At 73.7% G+C, this 18,548-nt stretch carries 18 protein-coding genes; all 18 read right to left on the reverse strand.

What is annotated here, in order from left to right; translation table 11 throughout:
• Positions 1 to 948 (reverse strand): RluA family pseudouridine synthase, encoded by a 948-nt coding sequence (locus JQN84_RS16540; RefSeq protein WP_204959261.1) that lies wholly within the window; start codon positions 946 to 948, stop codon positions 1 to 3.
• Positions 945 to 1,598: a signal peptidase II gene (gene lspA / locus JQN84_RS16545; RefSeq protein WP_204959262.1), complete on the reverse strand. Its 654-nt coding sequence runs from the start codon at positions 1,596 to 1,598 to the stop codon at positions 945 to 947. Before lspA ends, JQN84_RS16540 begins: the two co-directional genes overlap by 4 nt.
• A gap of 66 nt (positions 1,599 to 1,664) precedes the next feature.
• Positions 1,665 to 2,096, reverse strand: coding sequence for a TraR/DksA family transcriptional regulator (locus tag JQN84_RS16550; RefSeq protein ID WP_204959263.1), 432 nt, complete (start codon positions 2,094 to 2,096; stop codon positions 1,665 to 1,667).
• 223 nt (positions 2,097 to 2,319) lie between these two features.
• Positions 2,320 to 3,822: a potassium/proton antiporter gene (locus JQN84_RS16555; protein ID WP_204959264.1), complete on the reverse strand. Its 1,503-nt coding sequence runs from the start codon at positions 3,820 to 3,822 to the stop codon at positions 2,320 to 2,322.
• A 22-nt stretch (positions 3,823 to 3,844) separates the two neighbouring features.
• Positions 3,845 to 4,150 (reverse strand): DUF167 domain-containing protein, encoded by a 306-nt coding sequence (locus tag JQN84_RS16560; RefSeq protein ID WP_204959265.1) that lies wholly within the window; start codon positions 4,148 to 4,150, stop codon positions 3,845 to 3,847.
• An 11-nt stretch (positions 4,151 to 4,161) separates the two neighbouring features.
• Positions 4,162 to 4,986, reverse strand: a complete 825-nt coding sequence (locus JQN84_RS16565) for a hypothetical protein (RefSeq protein WP_204959266.1) — start codon at positions 4,984 to 4,986, stop codon at positions 4,162 to 4,164.
• Between the two features lie 70 nt (positions 4,987 to 5,056).
• Positions 5,057 to 5,857, reverse strand: coding sequence for a DivIVA domain-containing protein (locus tag JQN84_RS16570; protein WP_204959267.1), 801 nt, complete (start codon positions 5,855 to 5,857; stop codon positions 5,057 to 5,059).
• 43 nt (positions 5,858 to 5,900) lie between these two features.
• A complete protein-coding gene (locus JQN84_RS16575; protein ID WP_088643046.1) occupies positions 5,901 to 6,206 on the reverse strand; it encodes a YggT family protein in 306 nt (101 codons plus the stop codon).
• A 28-nt stretch (positions 6,207 to 6,234) separates the two neighbouring features.
• Entirely contained in the window at positions 6,235 to 6,933 is a 699-nt protein-coding gene (locus JQN84_RS16580) for a cell division protein SepF (RefSeq protein WP_204959268.1), read from the reverse strand.
• 190 nt (positions 6,934 to 7,123) lie between these two features.
• Positions 7,124 to 7,870: a YggS family pyridoxal phosphate-dependent enzyme gene (locus tag JQN84_RS16585; RefSeq protein ID WP_204959269.1), complete on the reverse strand. Its 747-nt coding sequence runs from the start codon at positions 7,868 to 7,870 to the stop codon at positions 7,124 to 7,126.
• 88 nt (positions 7,871 to 7,958) lie between these two features.
• Positions 7,959 to 9,074, reverse strand: coding sequence for a cell division protein FtsZ (ftsZ, locus tag JQN84_RS16590; protein WP_204959270.1), 1,116 nt, complete (start codon positions 9,072 to 9,074; stop codon positions 7,959 to 7,961).
• 240 nt (positions 9,075 to 9,314) lie between these two features.
• On the reverse strand, positions 9,315 to 10,139 hold the full coding sequence (locus tag JQN84_RS16595; RefSeq protein ID WP_204959271.1) for a cell division protein FtsQ/DivIB: 825 nt from the start codon (positions 10,137 to 10,139) through the stop codon (positions 9,315 to 9,317).
• The gene (gene murC, locus JQN84_RS16600; RefSeq protein WP_204959272.1) at positions 10,136 to 11,608 is read right to left on the reverse strand and encodes a UDP-N-acetylmuramate--L-alanine ligase; all 1,473 of its coding nucleotides are present in this window, start codon (positions 11,606 to 11,608) and stop codon (positions 10,136 to 10,138) included. The genes JQN84_RS16595 and murC overlap by 4 nt, the downstream gene beginning before the upstream one ends.
• A 31-nt stretch (positions 11,609 to 11,639) precedes the next feature.
• Positions 11,640 to 12,746: an undecaprenyldiphospho-muramoylpentapeptide beta-N-acetylglucosaminyltransferase gene (gene murG, locus JQN84_RS16605; RefSeq protein WP_204959273.1), complete on the reverse strand. Its 1,107-nt coding sequence runs from the start codon at positions 12,744 to 12,746 to the stop codon at positions 11,640 to 11,642.
• The gene (locus tag JQN84_RS16610; RefSeq protein ID WP_204959632.1) at positions 12,746 to 14,152 is read right to left on the reverse strand and encodes an FtsW/RodA/SpoVE family cell cycle protein; all 1,407 of its coding nucleotides are present in this window, start codon (positions 14,150 to 14,152) and stop codon (positions 12,746 to 12,748) included. The genes murG and JQN84_RS16610 overlap by 1 nt, the downstream gene beginning before the upstream one ends.
• Before the next feature lie 241 nt (positions 14,153 to 14,393).
• Positions 14,394 to 15,530 carry a phospho-N-acetylmuramoyl-pentapeptide-transferase gene (gene mraY / locus JQN84_RS16615; protein ID WP_204959274.1) on the reverse strand — a complete coding sequence of 379 codons (1,137 nt, stop codon included), beginning with the start codon at positions 15,528 to 15,530 and terminating at the stop codon, positions 14,394 to 14,396.
• Positions 15,527 to 16,939, reverse strand: a complete 1,413-nt coding sequence (locus JQN84_RS16620; protein WP_204959275.1) for a UDP-N-acetylmuramoyl-tripeptide--D-alanyl-D-alanine ligase — start codon at positions 16,937 to 16,939, stop codon at positions 15,527 to 15,529. Before JQN84_RS16620 ends, mraY begins: the two co-directional genes overlap by 4 nt.
• Positions 16,936 to 18,498 (reverse strand): UDP-N-acetylmuramoyl-L-alanyl-D-glutamate--2,6-diaminopimelate ligase, encoded by a 1,563-nt coding sequence (locus JQN84_RS16625; RefSeq protein ID WP_204959276.1) that lies wholly within the window; start codon positions 18,496 to 18,498, stop codon positions 16,936 to 16,938. Before JQN84_RS16625 ends, JQN84_RS16620 begins: the two co-directional genes overlap by 4 nt.
• Positions 18,499 to 18,548 lie beyond the last annotated feature (50 nt).

Raw genomic sequence — 18,548 nt, forward strand, 5'->3', positions numbered from 1 at the left:
TCAGTCGCGCAGGATCGTCAGCGCGCGGGCCAGGTCGTCCGGGTACTCGCTGACGAAGGTCACGTCGTCGCCGGTGCGTGGGTGGGCGAAGGTCAACGACCTGGCGTGCAGCCACTGCCGGCGCAGTTCGAGCCGGGCCGACAGGGTCGGGTCGGCCCCGTAGGTGAGGTCGCCGACGCAGGGGTGCCGCAGGGTCGAGAAGTGCACCCGGATCTGGTGGGTACGCCCCGTCTCCAGCCGGACGTCGAGCAGGCTGGCCGCCGGGAACGCCTCGATGGTGTCGTAGTGGGTGATGCTCGGCTTGCCGTCGGAGACCACCGCCCAGCGGTAGTCGTGGTGCGGGTGCCTGTCGATCGGGGCGTCGATGGTGCCGCGCGACGGATCGGGGTGCCCCTGGACCACCGCGTGGTAGCGCTTCTCCACCTCGCGGTACTTGAACGCCCGCTTGAGCGCGGTGTACGCCTGCTCGCTCTTGGCCACCGCCATGATCCCGGTGGTGCCCACGTCGAGGCGGTGCACCACACCCTGCCGCTCGGCCGCCCCGCTGGTGGAGATCCGGTGGCCGATCGCGGCCAGGCCGCCGATGACGGTCGGGCCGGTCCAGCCGGGGCTGGGGTGGGCGGCCACCCCCACCGGCTTGTCCACCACGACGATGTCGTCGTCGGCGTAGACCACGGTCAGCCCGGGGACCGCCTGCGGCACCACGGTCGGTGGCGCGACCGGGGCGGGCAGCGTCACCTCCAGCCAGGAGCCGGCGCGTACCTTGTGCGAGTTCTGCCGGGCCGCGCCGTCGACCAGGGCGTCCCCGGCGTCGACCAGCGCGGCGGCAGCGGTGCGGGAGAGCCCGAACAGCCGGGACACCGCCTGGTCGAGCCGCATGCCGTCGAGGCCGTCCGGGACGGGCAGCGAGCGGTGGTCGCCACCGGTGGCGGTGGAGGTGGAGGTCATGCCCGCTCCCGGGGTTCGGCGTCGGTCGGTGCGGTCTCGGCGGACACCGGACCGGTGGGTGGTCCGGTCGTCGCCGGGGTGGCGGTGTCGCCCTTGGCCCCGACCCGCCGCCCGTCGCGCTGCCGGCCGGTCAGCTCCAGCAGCACGGCCAGCAGCACCCCGGAGACCAGGCAGCTGTCGGCCAGGTTGAACACCGGCCACACCTGGCCGTACGGGTCGAAGAGGCTGACCATGTCCACCACGTGCCCGACGAAGTGGCCGGGCGCGCGGAAGATCCGGTCGGTGAGGTTGCCCAGCGCCCCGCCCAGCACCAGCCCCAGCGAGACCGCCCAGGGCAGCGAGCGCAACCGCAGCGCCATCCAGGCGATCCAGCCGACCACCCCGATGGTGATCAGCGGGAACACCCAGGTGTGGTCGGCGCCGATGCTCCACGCCGCGCCGCTGTTGCGGGTCAGGGTGAGGTAGACCGCCCCGCCGAGCAGGCGCACCGGCGGGCGGTCGTCGAGCAGTTGCAGGGCGAGATGCTTGGTGAGCAGATCCGTCAGCAGCGCGAGCAGCGCGATGCCCACGAGGAGCACGACCGCCCTGCGGCGGGGCGTACGGCCGGCCGGCTCGGTGGTGCCGGATCCGGCGGTCGGTGCTGTGGTCATCGACTCCCCATCGACTGTCCCGACGACGCAGGTCCGCCGTCTCGCGAGGTCACCGGGGAGCGGACGTCAGCGCCGTTCCTCCAGCTGCTTGCAGGTCACGCAGAGGGTCGCCGACGGGAAGGCGGCGAGCCGCTCGACCGGGATCGGGTTCCCGCACCGCTCGCACCATCCGTAGCCGCCCTCGTCGAGCCGCTCCAGGGCACGCTCGACCTGGGTGATCCGTTCCCGGATGCTGTTGGCGAGGGAGATCTCCTGCTCGCGCTCGAACGTCTTGGTGCCGGTGTCGGCCTGGTCGTCCCCGGCCGAGTCGGTCAGCCGGTCGCGCTGCAGCTCGGTGATCTCGCTCAGCGTCTGATCGTACTCGGCACGCAGCTCGTCCCGTCGGGCTGCCAGGGCCGCCCGGATCTTCTCGGTCTCCGCCGCGCTGCGGGTGGCCTGCGCGGTGGCCTTCGCCGCGGGTTTGCGACCGGCGGTCCTGGTGTCGGCTGGCTTCGCCATCGTCAGCTCCCTCAGCCGCGGGACGCGGCGCTCGGCGGTGCCCGGACAGGGTCCGCCGATGTGGCGTCCCCGGGTAACAAAACGGGCGCACGGCAACGGTGGCCGCGCACTCCGGAGGTTGGCAAGAATACGGAACGTACAGGCGTCCGACAACGTGCCGCACTGTCGTACCGCTATTCAGCCCCTAATAACCGCTAATTGGGGCAAAACGAAGACTAGCAGATCAGCCCTCCCGATCCTCGCCGTACTCGCCGAACCACCTCGCCAGGCGACCCCGCCGACTGATCGCCCGCAGCCGCCGCTCCGCCTCGTCCCGCACCCCGGCGGTCGCCACGATCAACATGCTGTCCCCGGTCTTGAGCCGGGTGTCCGCGCCCGGCACGAACCCCACCCCGTCGCGCAGCACCAGGGTCACCGACGCGCCCACCGGCAACCGCAACTCGTCCACGTGCACCCCGGCCAGCCGGGACCCCGCCGGCACCTCCAGCTGGAGCAGGTCCGCCCGCATCCGCTCCAGCGGGGCGGTCTCCACCCGGATCTCGGCCGGCTCGGCCGGGGCGGTCACCCGCAACCGGCGGGCGGCCGGCGCGAGCGTGCCCGCCTGGAGCACCGTGAAGATCACCACCAGGACGAAGACCGCGTCGAACAGCCGGTCCGCCCCGGGCACCCGGGCCGACAACGGGATGGTGGCCAGCACGATCGGCACCGCGCCACGCAGCCCCGCCCAGGACAGGAAGAGCTGCTCGCGCAGGCCCACCCGGAACGGCAACGCCGACACCAGCACCGACAGTGGCCGGGCCACCAGCAGCAGGGCCAGCCCGGTGACCACCGCCGGCACCAGCGCGGTGTGCAGCCGCTCCGGCGTGGCCAACAGCCCGAGCAGCACGAACAACCCGATCTGGGCCAGCCAGGCCAGCCCGTCGGCGAACCCCAGGATGGCCTGCCGGTGCGGCAGCCGGGCGTTGCCGAGCAGCACCCCGGCCACGTAGACGGCGAGGAACCCGGAGGCGTGCAGCACCGCGCCGGCCGCGTACGCCAGCACGGTGAACCCGACCGCGGCGATCGGGTACAACCCGGACGACGGCAGCGCCGCCCGGCGCAGCGCGAACCGGCCGGCCAGCCCGGTGGCCAACCCCACCGCCGCACCCACCCCCAGCTCGTAGCCGACCAGGAAGACCTCGAACCACCACGGGTGCTCCACCGGCCCGGTGCGCGACAGCAGCACCACCAGGATCACCACCGGGGCGTCGTTCATGCCCGATTCGGCCTCCAGGGCGGCCACCAGCCGGGGCGGCAGCCGCAACCGGCGCAGCGTGGCGAACACCGCCGCCGCGTCGGTGGAGGAGAGCACCGCGCCGTAGAGCAGCGCCAACCGCCAGTCCAGCCCGAGCAGCAGGTGCACCACCAGCCCGACGACGACGATGCTGACCAGCACCCCGACGGTGGACAACGCGCCGGCCAGCCCGAGCACCGGGCGCAGGGTGCTCCACCGGGCGGTGAGCCCGCCCTCGGCGATGATCACGATAAGGGCGCAGAACCCCAGCACCCGGGTCAGCTCGGCGTCGTCGAACCGGATGCCCAGCCCGGCCTCGCCGATCGCCACCCCGAGCGCGAGATAGACCAGCAGGCTCGGCACGCCCAGCCGGGTGGAGAACCGCACCGCGCCGATCGCCACCAGCAGTACGGCCGCCCCCAGGAGCAGGGCCAGATCCAGTCCCGGCGTCACGGGCGCCCCACCCGGGGCACCGTCACCCGGCCGATCCGTCGCGCAGCCGCCGCAGCAGCGCGGTGACCTCCGGCGTCACCCCGTCCACCAGGAAGAGTTTGTCCCGGCTGGCTGCGCCGGTACGCAGCGCCACCGCCGCCGGGCGGACCCCGAGCGCCCCGGCCAACGCCCGACGGGCCGCCTCGGTGGCCCGGCCGTCCACGGCCGGCGCGGTCACGGCGATCACCAGGGCGGGCCCGTGCGGGCCGGTGAAGCAGCCGCCGACCCGGGGCCGGGACGCGCCGGGCTTGACCCGCACCGCGACGGTCACCGTGTCGTCAGTGGGCATCGACGCCGACCTCAGCGGGGGTAGGTGTCGGCGAGCAGGGCGGTGTCCGGGTTGCACAGGCCGCACGGGGTGAAGCCGAGGGAGACCGCCTCGTGCACCGGCAGCGGCTCGTGGTCCCGTTCGATCAGGTGGGCGCAGGAGAGCAGGTGGTAGCGGGGATGCCCGTCGACCACCCGCACCTCGGCGTCGAGCTGGGCCACCCGGGCGGCATCGGCGGGCGGGACCCGTTGGGCCGGCGGGTCCCACGGCGACGCGGCGTCGTCCGAGTGCTCCCAGGGCGGCGCGAGATCGTCCCCGGCCGCCCAGGCCGGGTCGTCCGCCGGGTCCCGACGCGGGTCGTCCGGGTCGGGCAGGTGAGGGTCGGTGGCCGGGTCCGCGCCGGGCCCGGCCACCGGGTCGGGGCCCGTGCGGCCCGGCACGGAGGACACGACGACGGGCTCCCAGGGGGCCTCCGCGTCGGGCTCCCAGGCACCGGCGTCGGGGCGGGTGGAAACGTCGACGGGATCGCCGGTCACCGGTGTGCCGGGTGGTTGCCGCCACCCGGCGTCACCGGTGCCGAACGTCGTCGCAGGGTACGTCGTCGGTTCGTCCGACGGCACGGACGCGGCCGGCGGGGTGGTCGGGTGGGACTCCGTCGCGCCCCGACCCCGCGCCTGCGCCCGGTCCGCCGCCCTCGCCCGGGTGACGGCTGCCTGGCGGGCACCGGCCACCAACGCGACGGCGGCCAACAGACTGGCCGCGATGGAACTGGTCAACAGCGTGCTGGAGCCGTCGACGAGACCGAACGCCAGCAGGACGACCGCGACGAGGATGAGCAGCAGACTGGCGACTAGCACGGCTCACCCCCGCCGCGTCGTGGGTCGTGGCTGGGTCGGCGACCGTCGGGGGACGGCCGCCGACCGTGGATCAGCGACCTGCTTCGAGGGCGCCGGAGCGACCGCCGCCGTACGAGCCGGCGAGGCCGGCCGCGGCGAGGCCGTTGCCACCGACGGCACGGGTGCCCTCGGCGCGGGTCATCTCGGCTTCGAGGCCCTGGCCCCGACCGTCGAGGTCCCGCAGCTGGCTCTCCAGGTACGCCTTGAGCCGGGTGCGGTACTCACGCTCGAACTGCTTGAGCTCCTCGATGTGCTTCTGCAACGCGGTCCGCTTGGCGTCCAGGCCGCCCATGGCCTCCTGGTGCCGCTGACGGGCGTCGCGCTCCAGCGCGTCGGCCTTGGCCCGCGCCTCGCGGGTGACCTCCTCGGCCTTGGAACGCGCCTCGGAGAGCAGCTGGTCGGCCTCCCGACGGGCGTCGGAGACGTGGTCGTCGGCGGTGCGCTGGGCCATCATCAGCACCCGCAGCGCCTGCTGCTCGCCGTCGCCGCCGACGGCCGGGCCACCGGTGCTGCGGACCTGCTCCAGCTCGGCCTGCATGGCGCGGGCGGCCTGCTCGGCGGCGGCCTTGTCGCGCTGCACCCGGTCGAGCTGGGCCTTGACGTCGTTGAGCTCCGCCGCCAGCCGGGCATCGCCACCGGGGCCGGCAGGGGCCCCACCACGACCGCCGCGCTCCACCTGGGCGCGCAGCTCGTTGTTCTCCTCGATCAGACGGGCAAGCTCACGCTCGACCTCGTCCAGGAAGGCGTCGACCTCCTCCTCGTCGTACCCCCGCTTGCCGATCGGCGGCTTTTTGAAGGCGACGTTGTGCACGTCGGCCGGTGTCAGCGGCATCGAAACTCCTCGGGTCAGTTGCGGCCGCGAAAGCGCGCGCTGGTCAGGAGAAGTTCCTGATCAGCGGATCTAACACAAACCTCATCAGCACGAACAGGATAACCAGGAGCACAAGGGAGGCCAGGTCGATGCTCACGGTACCAATTCGCAGTGGGGGGATCACCCGCCTCAACGCCTTGAGAGGCGGATCAGTGACGCTCCACACGGACTCAAGTCCGGCGGACGCGCCACGCCCCGGTTGCCACCGACGACCGTACTGGAGGACGGCACCGAGAACGAATCGGGCCAACAGCACGATAAGAAAGACGTACAAGATCAGGTAGAGCAGCTGGAACATGATCGACAACACGGCAGCGACGTCCCTCGGTCGGGTGGACTTAGCTCAGGGAGAAAAAGCCGCCCTCAGCGATCTTGGCTTTGTCCTCCGCGGTGACCTGGACGTTGGCCGGTGAGAGCAGGAACACCCGGTTGGTCACGCGCTCGATCGTACCGCGCAGCCCGAACGCCAGCCCGGCGGCGAAGTCCACCAGCCGGCGGGCGTCGGCCTCGTCCATCTCGGTGAGGTTGATGATCACCGGGACGCCGTCACGGAAGTGCTCGCCGATGGTCCGCGCCTCGCGGTAGGTGGTCGGGTGCAGGGTGGTGATCTGGTAGCGCTGCTCCTCCTCGGCCACCACCGGCCGCTCCCGGGGCGACGCCTGCGGCGCCAGCGCCAGATTGTCCCGGGTGTGGTAGCTCAGCGCGCCCGAGGTGTCCGTGCCACCCGACCGGGTGATCGACCGGACGCTGGCCCGCTCCGGACGCTCGGGGCGCTCCGGACGCTCGTCGTCGGCCCGGTCGGCCTCGGCGAGCCGGCTCGACCGGTCCGTCAGCCGACCCCGGTCACCGAGGCGCGGACGCGGTGCCGGCGGCTCCTCCGCGTCGTCCTCGTCGTCGTCGGCGAACTCCTCGGCGTACCGGCTCGACCGGTACCGCGACTCGCGGTAGCCGGGCTTGTCGTAGCCCTCGTCGTAGCCCCGCTCGTCGTCCTCCTCGACGAGACCGAGCCAGACCCCCGCCTTGCGCAGTGCACCCATCCCGCGCCCTTCCGTCCGCCGTGCGGCACGCACCCCCGTGCCGTGTCGCCATGATCGCGAGTGGAATCCATGCCCACCGGATCAGAGCGGCAATCCCCGACTGGCGATTCGCGGCTCGCCCGTCGTGGCCCCCGACCGGGGGCGCCACCCCTGAACAACACTGATGTAATTTGCTTCTACCGCGGTCAGGCTACCGCAGCGTGGAACGCATTCCGAGCAACGCGCTGCCGACGCGGACATGTGTCGCGCCGTACCCGATGGCCGCTTCCAGGTCGCCGCTCATCCCGGCGGAGAGCACGGTGGCCGTCGGATACCCGACCCGGAAGGCCGCCGCCACCTCGGCCAGCCGGGCGAACGCCCGCTCCGGTTCCCAGCCCAGCGGCGCCACCGCCATCAGCCCCGCCAGCCGCAACGCCTCCGCGCCGGCCAGCGCCTCGGCCACCGGGCGCAGCCCCCGCTCGGGGTCGGCCGCCTCCGGCAGGGCACCGCCACGCGCCGGGTCACCGTCCAGGCTGACCTGCACCAACGTCTGCAACGGACGGTCCCGTGCGGACTCGGCCGCGGTGGCCAGCGCGCGGGCCAGCCGGACACTGTCTACGGAGTGCACCACGTCGGCGTAGCGCACCACCGAGCGGGCCTTGTTGCGCTGCAACTGGCCGATGAAGTGCCAGCGGACGTCCGCGCCGGCCGCCGCCACCTCCGCCGCCTTCGGCGCGGCCTCCTGGTCCCGGTTCTCCCCCAGGTCGGTGACCCCGAGCCCGGCCAGCGCGACCGCGTCGCCGGCCGGGTACGTCTTGGTCACCGCGATCATCGTCACCCCGGCCGGGTCCCGGCCGGCGGCCGCGCAGGCGTCGGCGATCCGGGCCCGTACCGCGGCCAGCCCGGCCGCCAGCGCGGCGCGGCGGTCCGCACCCACCGGATCGGGTGCCGCCGTCATCGGCCGGGCCGCCCGGTCGGCGACGCGGTGACGCGACCAGCCGGGGACCCGCCCGACGGGGTGGCGTGGTTGTCCGTCATCGGCGGGCTCAGGAACCGTTCTTGAGGAAGTCGGGCACGTCGACGTCGTCGAAGAGCACCCGGCGCGGCGACTGCTGCGGCGGCGGCATGGCGGCCGGCGTGGTGACCGCCGGAGCCTGCGGGGTGGGCTGGTTCTGGTTGCTCTTGCGCGGCGACTCGGAGGCCTTGTACGCGGGCGTGCCGCCGTCGAAGCCGGCGGCGATCACGGTGACCCGCACCTCGTCGCCGAGCGCGTCGTCGATGACCGCACCGAAGATGATGTTGGCGTCCGGGTGGGCCGCGTCGGTGACCAGTTGCGCGGCGTCGTTGATCTCGAACAGGCCCAGGTCGGAGCCGCCGGCGATGGACAGCAGCACGCCCCGCGCGCCGTCCATGCTCTGCTCCAGCAGCGGGCTGGAGATGGCCGCCTCGGCCGCCTCGACCGCCCGGTTCTCGCCCCGGGCGCTGCCGATGCCCATCAGCGCGCTGCCCGCCCCGCTCATCACGCTCTTGACGTCGGCGAAGTCCAGGTTGATCAGGCCGGGCGTGGTGATCAGGTCGGTGATGCCCTGGACACCGGAGAGCAGCACCTGGTCGGCGGTGCGGAAGGCGTCCATCATGCTGATCCCCCGGTCGCCCAGCGCGAGCAACCTGTCGTTCGGGATGACGATCAGCGTGTCGCACTGGTTGCGCAGTTCGTCTATCCCCGCCTCGGCCTGCACCTGGCGGCGCTTGCCCTCGAAGGAGAACGGCCGGGTCACCACGCCGATGGTCAGCGCGCCGAGCTTACGGGCGATGTTGGCCACCACCGGCGCTCCGCCGGTGCCCGTGCCACCGCCCTCGCCGCAGGTGACGAAGACCATGTCGGCGCCCTTGAGCACCTCCTCGATCTCGTCGCGGTGGTCCTCGGCGGCGTTCTTGCCGACGTCGGGGTTGGCGCCCGCGCCGAGCCCCCGGGTCAGCTCCCGGCCGACGTCGAGCTTGACGTCGGCGTCACTCATCAACAGCGCCTGCGCGTCGGTGTTGATCGCGATGAACTCGACGCCCTTGAGCCCAACCTCGATCATGCGGTTGACGGCGTTGACGCCGCCGCCGCCGATGCCGACGACCTTGATGACCGCCAGGTAGTTGTGCGGAGGTGTCATCTCCGGTCCTTTCCCTTCGAGATTGGCTCGCAGCGCCCCGGTACGGCGTGGCCCCGACCGGTGGTCGACGAGCTGTCACCAGCGAGGATCAGCGGTGAACCCTAACCCTCTACTAGAGGCTTACAGTTATGTCAACCACTGATCCTCTTCGGGGCAACGTAAGCGCCCCCACGCCGAGAGCCAAGGACCTCACCGGCGTGTCGCCGCCGGGAGCGTAACGACTCACGTTCGCTGCGGACCTCACCGGAAGGTGACCACGTCAGGCGCGCTCACGTCGATCGTGTCGGCCTTCCGACCGAGCAGCGCCGTGGCCACCCGCGCCTTGTCCTCGCCCCGGGTCGCGTCGCCCCACACCACCGTCCGCCCGTCGCGCAGCCTCAACCCGATCCGGGCCAGCCCCTCGACGCCCACCTCGACCAGCACGGCCCGCAACTGCGGGGTGAGCACGGCCAGCACCTGCAACGCCGCGCGGGTGCCCGGGTCGTCCGGCCCCGGCGTGGCCAACCGCACCAGCGGCAGCCCCTGCGGGGCGCGGGGCAGCTCGCGGAACACCACCCCGCTGGCGTCGAGCACCACGAACCGGTCGTCACGCGGCACCGCCGCCACCCCGGTGCGCTCCACCACCGTCACCACCAGGGTGTCCGGCCAGTCGCGGCGGACCGTGGCCCGCTCCACCGGGGGCAGCCCGCCGATCCGCCGGGCCGTCGCCGCCAGGTCCACCCGGGCCAGCGGCACCCCGTCCGGCACCGCCGCCGCGTCGCGCACCTCGACCGGGGTGACCAGCCGGGCCCCCTCCACCCGGACCTCGCGCACCCCGAACAGGCCGGAGCCGAGCACCGTCCAGGCCGCCAGGGCGGCGAGGACCAACACCCCGGCCAGCACCGCCCAGGGCAGCGCGGCCCGCATCCGCCGCTGCCGGGCCCGCGCCATGAACCGCCTGGTGGACGGCGGGACGGCGTCGCTGCCGGCCCGCACCAGCTGCCAGCGCCGCGCCGGGCCACGTCGGGGGCCGCCGTCCGCGCCCGTGGCACGGCCGGTCCGGCCCCGGGCCGGGCCCGGACTCATCCGGCGGTGGAGGCCGTGCCGTCCCGGCCCGACACCGTCGCCGGCCCGGTGGCCCGTGCGGTCAGCGCGTCGAGCAGCTGGTCACCCAGCAGCGAGATCGGCGGAGCGCCCATGGTCACCACCACGTCGCCGGGGCGGGCCCGGCGGGCCACCTCCACCGGCGCGTCGTCGAACGAGTCCACGAAGACCTTGTGCGCCGGGTCCAGCGCCACCGCCGCCAGCAACGCCGCCGACCCCTCGCCCGGCTGGCGCAGCTCACCGGGGCCGAAGACCTCCAGCAGCACCAGTTCGTCGGCGATGCCCAGGGCGGCGGCGATCTCCGCCTGGAGGTCGCGGGTGCGGTAGAGCCGGTACGGCTGGAAGACCACGATCAGCCGGCCGTCGCCGGCCACCTCGCGCAGCGTCTGCAGAGCCAGCGTCATCGAGGTCGGGTGGTAGGCGTACTCGTCGTAGACCAGCACCCCGTCCGCGACGCCCTTGCGCTCGAAGCGGCGGCGTACCCCGGGGAACGCGGCCAGCGCCGCCTCCGCCGCGGCCACCGGCAGGCCGAGCAGGTGGGCGGCGAGCACCGCCGCGGCGCTGTTGAGCCCCATGTGTCGCCCCGGCACCGGCAGCCGGATCTCGCCCAGCGACCGGCCGTCGAGCGCGGCCAGGTACCGCACCCCCTGGGCGGACGAGGCCATCCCGGACAGCCGCAGGTCGGCGTCGGCCGCCTCGCCGTACGTCCAGACCCGCCGGCCCTCGGCGCGCAGCGTCTCGGCCAGTCGCCGTCCGCCCGGGTCGTCGGCACAGGTGATGACGTACCCGGCCGGGTCGGTGAGCCTGGCGAACTCGGCGAAGGCCGCCTCCAGGGTCGCCAGGTCGCCGTAGGTGTTCAGGTGGTCGGCCTCGATGTTGGTGATGATCGACACGTACGGGCGGTAGATCAGGAACGACCTGTCGCTCTCGTCCGCCTCGACCACGAAGTGCTCGCCGGTGCCGTGGTGCGCCCCGGAGCCGACCTCGGAGATCTCCCCGCCGATGACGAAGGACGGGTCGACCCCGGCCTGCTGGAGCACCATGGTCACCATCGAGGTGGTGGTGGTCTTGCCGTGGGTGCCGGCCACCGCGACGGTCCGCCGGCCGGTCATCGCCGCGGCCAGCGCCTCGGAGCGGTGCAGCACCCGCAGCCCGCGCCGTCGCGCCTCGACCATCTCCAGGTGGTCCTGCGGAATGGCGGAGGAGTAGACGACGGTGTCCACCCCGTCGAGGTTGGCCGCCTCGTGGCTCATGTGGATGGTGCCGCCCAGTGCCCGCATCCCGGCCAGTGACGGCCACTCGCGCAGTTCGCTGCCGGAGACCGGCAGGCCCCGGGTGAGGAAGAGCCGGGCCAGGCCGCTCATGCCGACCCCGCCCACCCCGATCAGGTGGATCCGGCCCAGGTCCTCAGCGGTGAGCGTGCCGGCCGGGGTGAACTGCGCGGTGTTCATGCCAGGTACCTTCCCGTCGCGCTGGACCGGCTCACCGGGCCACCGCCTCGTAGACGAAGTTGAGCAGGGCCACGTCGCCGTCGCGTCGCCCGTACGCGGCGGCGGCGGCACCCATCGCGTACAGCCGCTGCGGGTCGCGCAGCAGGGGCAGCACGGTGCGCTCCAGCCAGGCCGGGGTCAGCTCGGCGTCGTCGACGAGCAGCCCGCCGCCGGCCTCCACCACGGGCAGCGCGTTGCGCTTCTGCTCCTGGTTGGAGTGCGGGTACGGCACGTAGATGGTGGGCAGCCCGATGGCGGCCACCTCGGCGCAGGTCATCGCCCCGCCCCGGGCCAGCATCAGGTCGGCGGCGGCGTAGCCCAGCTCCATCTCGGACAGGTAGGGCAGCGCCACGTACGGCACCGGCAGGTCGGTGGGGACCGGCACCGGCTCGTTGCGGGCACCCATCACGTGCAGCACCTGCACGCCGTTGCGGGCCAGTTCCTTGGCCGCGCCGGAGACCGCCAGGTTGATCGACCGGGCGCCCTGCGAGCCACCGGCGACGAAGAGCACCGGCAGGTCGGGACGGAGTCCGAAGTGGGCGCGGGCGGCGGCCCGCATCGCGTTGCGGTCCAGCCCGGCGATGCCCCGACGCAGCGGCACCCCGACCACCCGGGCGTCGCGCAGCGCCTCGGCCTGGGCCGGCTGGTGCGGGAAACCGACGGCGATGTTCTTGGTGAACTTCATGCCGAGCCGGTTGGCCACCCCCGGGGGGACGTTCACCTCGTGGATGACGATCGGCATCTCCCGCCGCCACGCGGCCAGGTAGCCGGGGACGGAGACGTACCCGCCGAAGCCGACGACCACGTCGGCGGCGACCTCGTCGATCACCTTGCCGGCGGCGCGGGCCGCCTTCCACATCCGGTCCGGGGTGCGGACCAGCCCCATGTTGACCGAGCGGGGCAGCTGGTAGGCGGGGATCTGCCGCAGGTCGTAGCCGGCCGGCGGGATCAGCTCGTTCTCCAGGCCCTTGGGGGTGCCGAGGCAGGTGATCCGGACGCCCGGGTCGTGTCGGCGCAGGCAGTCGGCGAAGGCGAGCAGCGGGTAGATGTGCCCACCGGTGCCCCCTCCACAGAGCACCACCGAACGCAGCGGACCCATCAGCGTCTCCTCTCGCTCGCCGGCCCGCCCCGGGTCCGGTCCTGCCGGACGCCGCGCGGTACGGCCTGATCGTCGGGTCGCCGCCCGCGCGCCCGGGGTACGGACCCCGGGGCAGCCGGTGGCGACGCCGGTCGGCTCCGCGCACCGGGAAGCGGCGGCAACGGGGCCCAGACTAGTCGGACCCATCGGGCGGGCGGACGGGCGTGCAGGGCTCGGGCCGCGTCGGGTTCGGCGCGGGCGAAGGAGGCGAGCATGCCCACCGCGGCCAGGGTGACGACCAGGGCGCTGCCGCCGTCGGAGATGAACGGCAGCGGCACCCCGGTCAGCGGCAGCAGCTTGGTCACCCCACCGACGTTGATCACCGCCTGGCCGACCAGCCAGGCGGTGACGGCGGTGGCGGCGAGCCGGCGGAACGGGTCGGCGACCCGGCGGGCGATCCGCAGCCCGGTGTAGGCCAGCACGGCGAAGAGCACCAGGATGACGGTGCAGCCGACCACGCCCAGTTCCTCGGCGATGACGGCGAAGATGAAGTCGTTGTGGGCGGCCGGCAGCCAACCGAACTTGAGGCTGCCCTTGCCCAGCCCGACGCCGAACCAGCCGCCGTGCTCGATGGCGTTGCGGGCCTGGACCATCTGCCAGCAGGCGTCCTCGACACACTTGGCCGGGTCGGGTGTGTCGAGGAACGAGGTGAGCCGGGCCAGCCGGTAGTTCTCCTGCCCGCGTGCCCCGGAGCCGGCCCCGAGGGAGGCCACCGCGACGAGCAGGCCGACGCCGACCAGGCCGACGGCGGAGAGCGCGGCGAAGACCCGCAGCCGCACCCCGGCCGCCCAGAGCAGCCCGACCACGATCGCCAGCAGGCAGAGCATGCTACCCAGGTCGTTGTAGCCGACCAGCACGAAGAGCAGGCCGACGACGGGGAACAGCGGGGTGGCCAACTCCTTCCACCAGCCGAGCGCGGCGCCCTTGCGGGCCACCACGTGCGCGCCCCACAGCACCAGCGCCAGCTTGGCCAGCTCGGCGGGCTGCACCTGGATCGGCCCGAGGTAGAGCCAGAGCAGGTTGGCCCGCAGCGGGCCGAGCGACGCCAGGCCGAACAGGGCGTTCAGGGCCACCAGCAGGTTGAGCACCAGCAGCAGCACCACGGCCCCGCCGAGCAGCGGCCGGCCCAGCGAGCGGAAGGTGGTGGCCGGCAGCCGTTGGCAGGCCCAGAACGCGACGATGCCGATCACCGCGAAGATGGCCTGCTTGGTCACCGAGGCGGCGGCGTCGCCGGCCTCGGCGTAGTCGCGCACGCTGGTGGCCGAGAAGACCATGGTCAGGCCGATCAGCAGCAGCAGGCCGGCGCTGGACAGCAGCAGGTAGTAGGAGGTCAACGGGCGGGCCAGCAGGCCGCGCAGCGCCGCCAGGCCGCCGGCCGGGCCCAGCCCGGACAGCCCGCCGGGCGGGTCGGCGGTACGCCCCGTGCCCGCGGCCCGCCGCGGCTGGGTCTGCGTCGTCGTCCCGGTGCTCGTGCCTAGGTCCTCCCCCACCCGCCCATCATCGCCGCTGTGGGCGGCCCGTTCCGGCCGTTCCCCCCGGTCGGCGTGTCGAAATACGAAACGGGGGCCCCTCCGGTGGGAGGGACCCCCGTCCGGCACGCCCGGCCGGTCAGCCCATGCTGGCCAGGAAGTCGCTGTAGAACAGGCCCAGCGCGATGGCCACCCCGATCCCCGCGATGATCCAGAACCTGACCACGATGTTGACCTCGCTCCAGCCGGCCAACTCGAAGTGGTGCTGGAGCGGGGACATCCGGAACACCCGCTTGCCGGTGGTCCGGAACGAGATGATCTGGATCACCACGGACATCGTGATGATCACGAAGAGCCCACCGAGGATCGGCAGCAGCAGCACCGTACGGGTGGACATCGCCATCCCGGCGATCAGCCCGCCGAGACCCAGCGCGCCGGTGTCACCCATGAAGATCCGGGCCGGCGAGGTGTTCCACCACAGGAAGCCCACGCAGGCCCCGGCCGCCGCCCCGGCGATCAGCGCGATCTCCAGCGGGTCCCGGACGGCGTAGCAGTAGTTGTTCGGGTTGGCGGTGTACGTCGGGTCGGCGCACCAGTGCCGGTACTGCCAGAAAGCGATCAGCGCGTACGCGGCCAGCACCATCACCGAGGCACCGGTGGCCAGCCCGTCCAGCCCGTCGGTGAGGTTGACCCCATTGGTCGCCGCCATCACCACCATGATGATCACGACCACCGAGGCGATCTTGCCGATCTCCAACGCCGGGATGTCCCGGATGAAGCTCAGCGTGGTGCTGCCCACCGTCTCGGTGTTGGTCGTCGCGCCGCTGGCGTCGGTCATGCTGCTCGGGAAGTACAGCGCGACCACCCCGAAGACCGCGCCGACCAGGATCTGCCCGAACAGCTTGCCGCGCTTGTTGAGCCCGCCGCTGTGCCGCTTGCGCACCTTGAGGAAGTCGTCGATGAAGCCGACCGCGCCGGAGAAGACCATCAGCCCCAGCAGCACCAGGGCGGTGATGGTCGGCTCGACCTGGGCGATCTGGGCGTCCGGCAGGGTGGTCAGGGCGAGGTGGCCGGCGACGTACGCGATCACCGTGGCCAGGATGAACACCACGCCGCCCATCGTCGGCGTGCCCTTCTTGCCCTCGTTGCTGGCCAGCCCCAGGTTCGACCGGATCGGCTGACCGGCCTTGAGCCGGGCGAACACCTTGATCGCCAGCGGGGTCGCCAGCAACGACACCAGGAACGCCACGCCGATGGCGACGATGACCGCCCTCACGCGGCACCCCCCGCGCCGGCCCCGTCACCCGGGACGTCGGCCCGCAACGCGTCGGCGACCTCCCAGGTCCGGTACCGGGAGCCCTTCACCAGGACGACGTCGCCCGGTCGTAGCTCGCTGCGCAGCACCTCGACTGCCGCCGCCTGATCGGTGAGCAGCACCGACTCTCCTCCCCAGTCACTTACCGCTGTCGCGCCCTCGTGGATCGGCGCGGCCGGCTCACCCACCACGAGCAGCCGGTCGACACCGAGTTCGGCCGCGAGCCGGCCGACCTCCCGGTGCCCCTCGTCCTCGTACGCGCCCAGCTCGGCCATGTAGCCCAGCGCGGCGAACGTCCGCCCACCCCGGTGCATCCCGGCCAGCGCGCGCAGCGCCACCGCCGTCGAGGCCGGGTTGGCGTTGTACGAGTCGTCGATCACGGTCACCCCGTCGGGACGGGTGAAGACGTCCATCCGGCGGGTGGAGACCAGCCCCAGGTCGCCCAGGGCCGCCGCCAGCTCGGCCAGCGGCATGCCCAGCTCCCGGGCGACCGCCGCCGCGGCGAGCGAGTTGGAGACCTGGTGCCGGCCGGTCAGGCCGAGCCGCACCGGGGCGGTCCCCTCCGGGGTGACCAGCGTGTACGCCGGACGGCCCTGCCCGTCCAGGGTGACGTCCACGGCGCGGACGTCGGCGTCGGCCGACTCGCCGTAGCGGACCACCCGGGCGGCGGTGCGTGACGCCATCGCGGCGACCAGCGGGTCGTCGGCGTTGAGCACCGCCAGCCCGTCGGCCGGCAGCGCCTCCACCAGCTCCCCCTTGGCCAGGGCGATGTTCTCCACCGAGCCGAACTCGCCCAGGTGCGCCACCCCGACGTTGAGCACCACCGAGATCCGCGGCGGCACCACGTCGCAGAGGTAACGGACGTGCCCGACGCCCCGCGCGCCCTTCTCCATCACCAGGTACCGGGTCTGCCCGGTGGCCTGCAACGCCGTGTACGGGTGCCCCAGCTCGTTGTTGAACGATCCGGGCGGGGCGACCGTCGGGCCGAGCCGGACGGCGAGCTGCGCGATCAGGTCCTTGGTGGTGGTCTTGCCCGACGACCCGGTCAGCCCGATCACGGTCAGCGCCGGCAGCCGGTCCACCACGGCGCGGGCCAGCCGGCCCAGCGCGGCCAGCGCGTCGTCCACCAGCACCATCGGCACCCCGGGCAGCTCCCGGGTGCCGAGCACCGCCACCGCGCCCTCGGCGACGGCACCGGCGGCGTAGTCGTGCCCGTCGACCCGCTCGCCGGGGAACGCGACGAACAGCGCACCGGCGGCGACCCGGCGGGAGTCGAACTCGACCGGGCCGGTGACCCTGGTATCGGGATCGGCGGCGTGCAGCCGGCCGCCGACCGCCGCGGCCACCTCGGCCAGGCTCAGCGGGATCACCGCTGACCCGCCAGGTCGCCGAAGCGGACGCGCAGCGCCTCCGCCAGCTCGGTCCGGTCGTCGAACGGGTGCACCTCGCCGGCGATCTCCTGACCGCGTTCGTGTCCCTTGCCGAGCAGCGCCACCACGTCACCCGGCCCGGCCAGCCGGACCGCCTCGGCGATCGCCTCCCGCCGGCCCGGCACCTCGACGATCCGGGCGGCGGCGTCGGCCCCGTACGCCCCGGCCAGCACCTCGGCCCGGATCGTCGCCGGGTCCTCGGTGCGCGGGTTGTCGTCGGTCACCAGCACAACGTCGGCGCCCCGGGCGGCGGCGGCACCCATCGCCGGGCGCTTGCCCCGGTCCCGGTCGCCACCGGCGCCGATGACGCAGATCAGCCGGCCGGTGCCCGAGTCCCGCAGCGCGGCCAGGGCGGCCACCACGGCGTCGGTCTTGTGCGCGTAGTCGACCACGCCGCGCACCGGGGCGTCCCCGCTGACCAGTTCCAGCCGGCCGGGCACCCCGCCGCAGGCGGTCACCCCGGCGGCGGCGGTGGTCGGGTCGACCCCGGCGGCGACCAGGCAGGCGATCGCGAGCAGCGCGTTGGCCACGTTGTGCCGGCCGGGCAGCGCCACCCCGGCGGGCAGGACCAGGTCGTCCGGGCCGTGCGCGGTGAACCGCTGGGCAAAACCCTCGCCGCCGACCCGGTCGGCCCACCAGGTGGCGGTCGGGTCGCCGGCCGCCGAGTAGCTGACCGTGGCCGGCCGGTACAGCGGGCGCAGCGCCGGGTCGTCGTGGTTGAGCACCTCGACCCGGCAGCGCCCGTCGAACAGCTTCGCCTTCGCCGCGAAGTAGTCGGCCGAGTCGGCGTGGAAGTCGAGGTGGTCGGAGCCGAAGTTGGTGTAGCCGCCGACGGTGAACCGGACCCCGCCGACCCGGCCCATCGCCAGGGCGTGGCTGGACACCTCCATCACCACCGCGGTCACCCCGCGCTCGCGCGCGGCGGCCAGCAGGGCATGCAGGTCGGTGGCCTCCGGGGTGGTCCGGACGCTGTCGGTCACCAGGTCGCCCAGCCGGGTCTCCACGGTGCCGATCAGGCCGGTGACGTGGCCGGCGGCGCGCAACCCGGACTCGATCAGGTAGGCCGTCGAGGTCTTGCCGGCGGTGCCGGTCACCCCGATCACGGTGAGTCCGTCGGTGGGGTCGCCGTAGACGGCGGCGGCCAGCTCGCCGAGCACCGCCCGGGGGTCGGGCGTCACCAGGACGGGCAGCCCGGTCGCGCCGGCCGTCGCCGCGCCGGCCGGGTCGGTCAGCACGGCCACCGCGCCGGCCGTGGCGGCGGCGGCGGCGAACTGGGCGCCGTGCCGGTGGGCGCCGGGCAACGCGGCGTACAGGTCGCCGGGGCGGACCTCCTGGCTGGCGTGGGTCACCCCGGTCACGACCAGCGCGGCGGCGTCGGCCGCAGGCGTCACGGCGAGCCGGTCGGCGAGGTCGCCGAGCCGGACTCCGGGCACGGTACGGGGGCGTGGATTGCCGGGCACGGCGTCAGACCCTACCCGGTCGTCCGGTTCCGGCCGCACAGCCGCCCCGGTGGTTCGTCGGCACTCACCGATGATGTCCCGCCGTTCCC

It is taken from the genome of Micromonospora humidisoli, from assembly GCF_016900955.1.
Taxonomy (GTDB): domain Bacteria; phylum Actinomycetota; class Actinomycetes; order Mycobacteriales; family Micromonosporaceae; genus Micromonospora; species Micromonospora wenchangensis.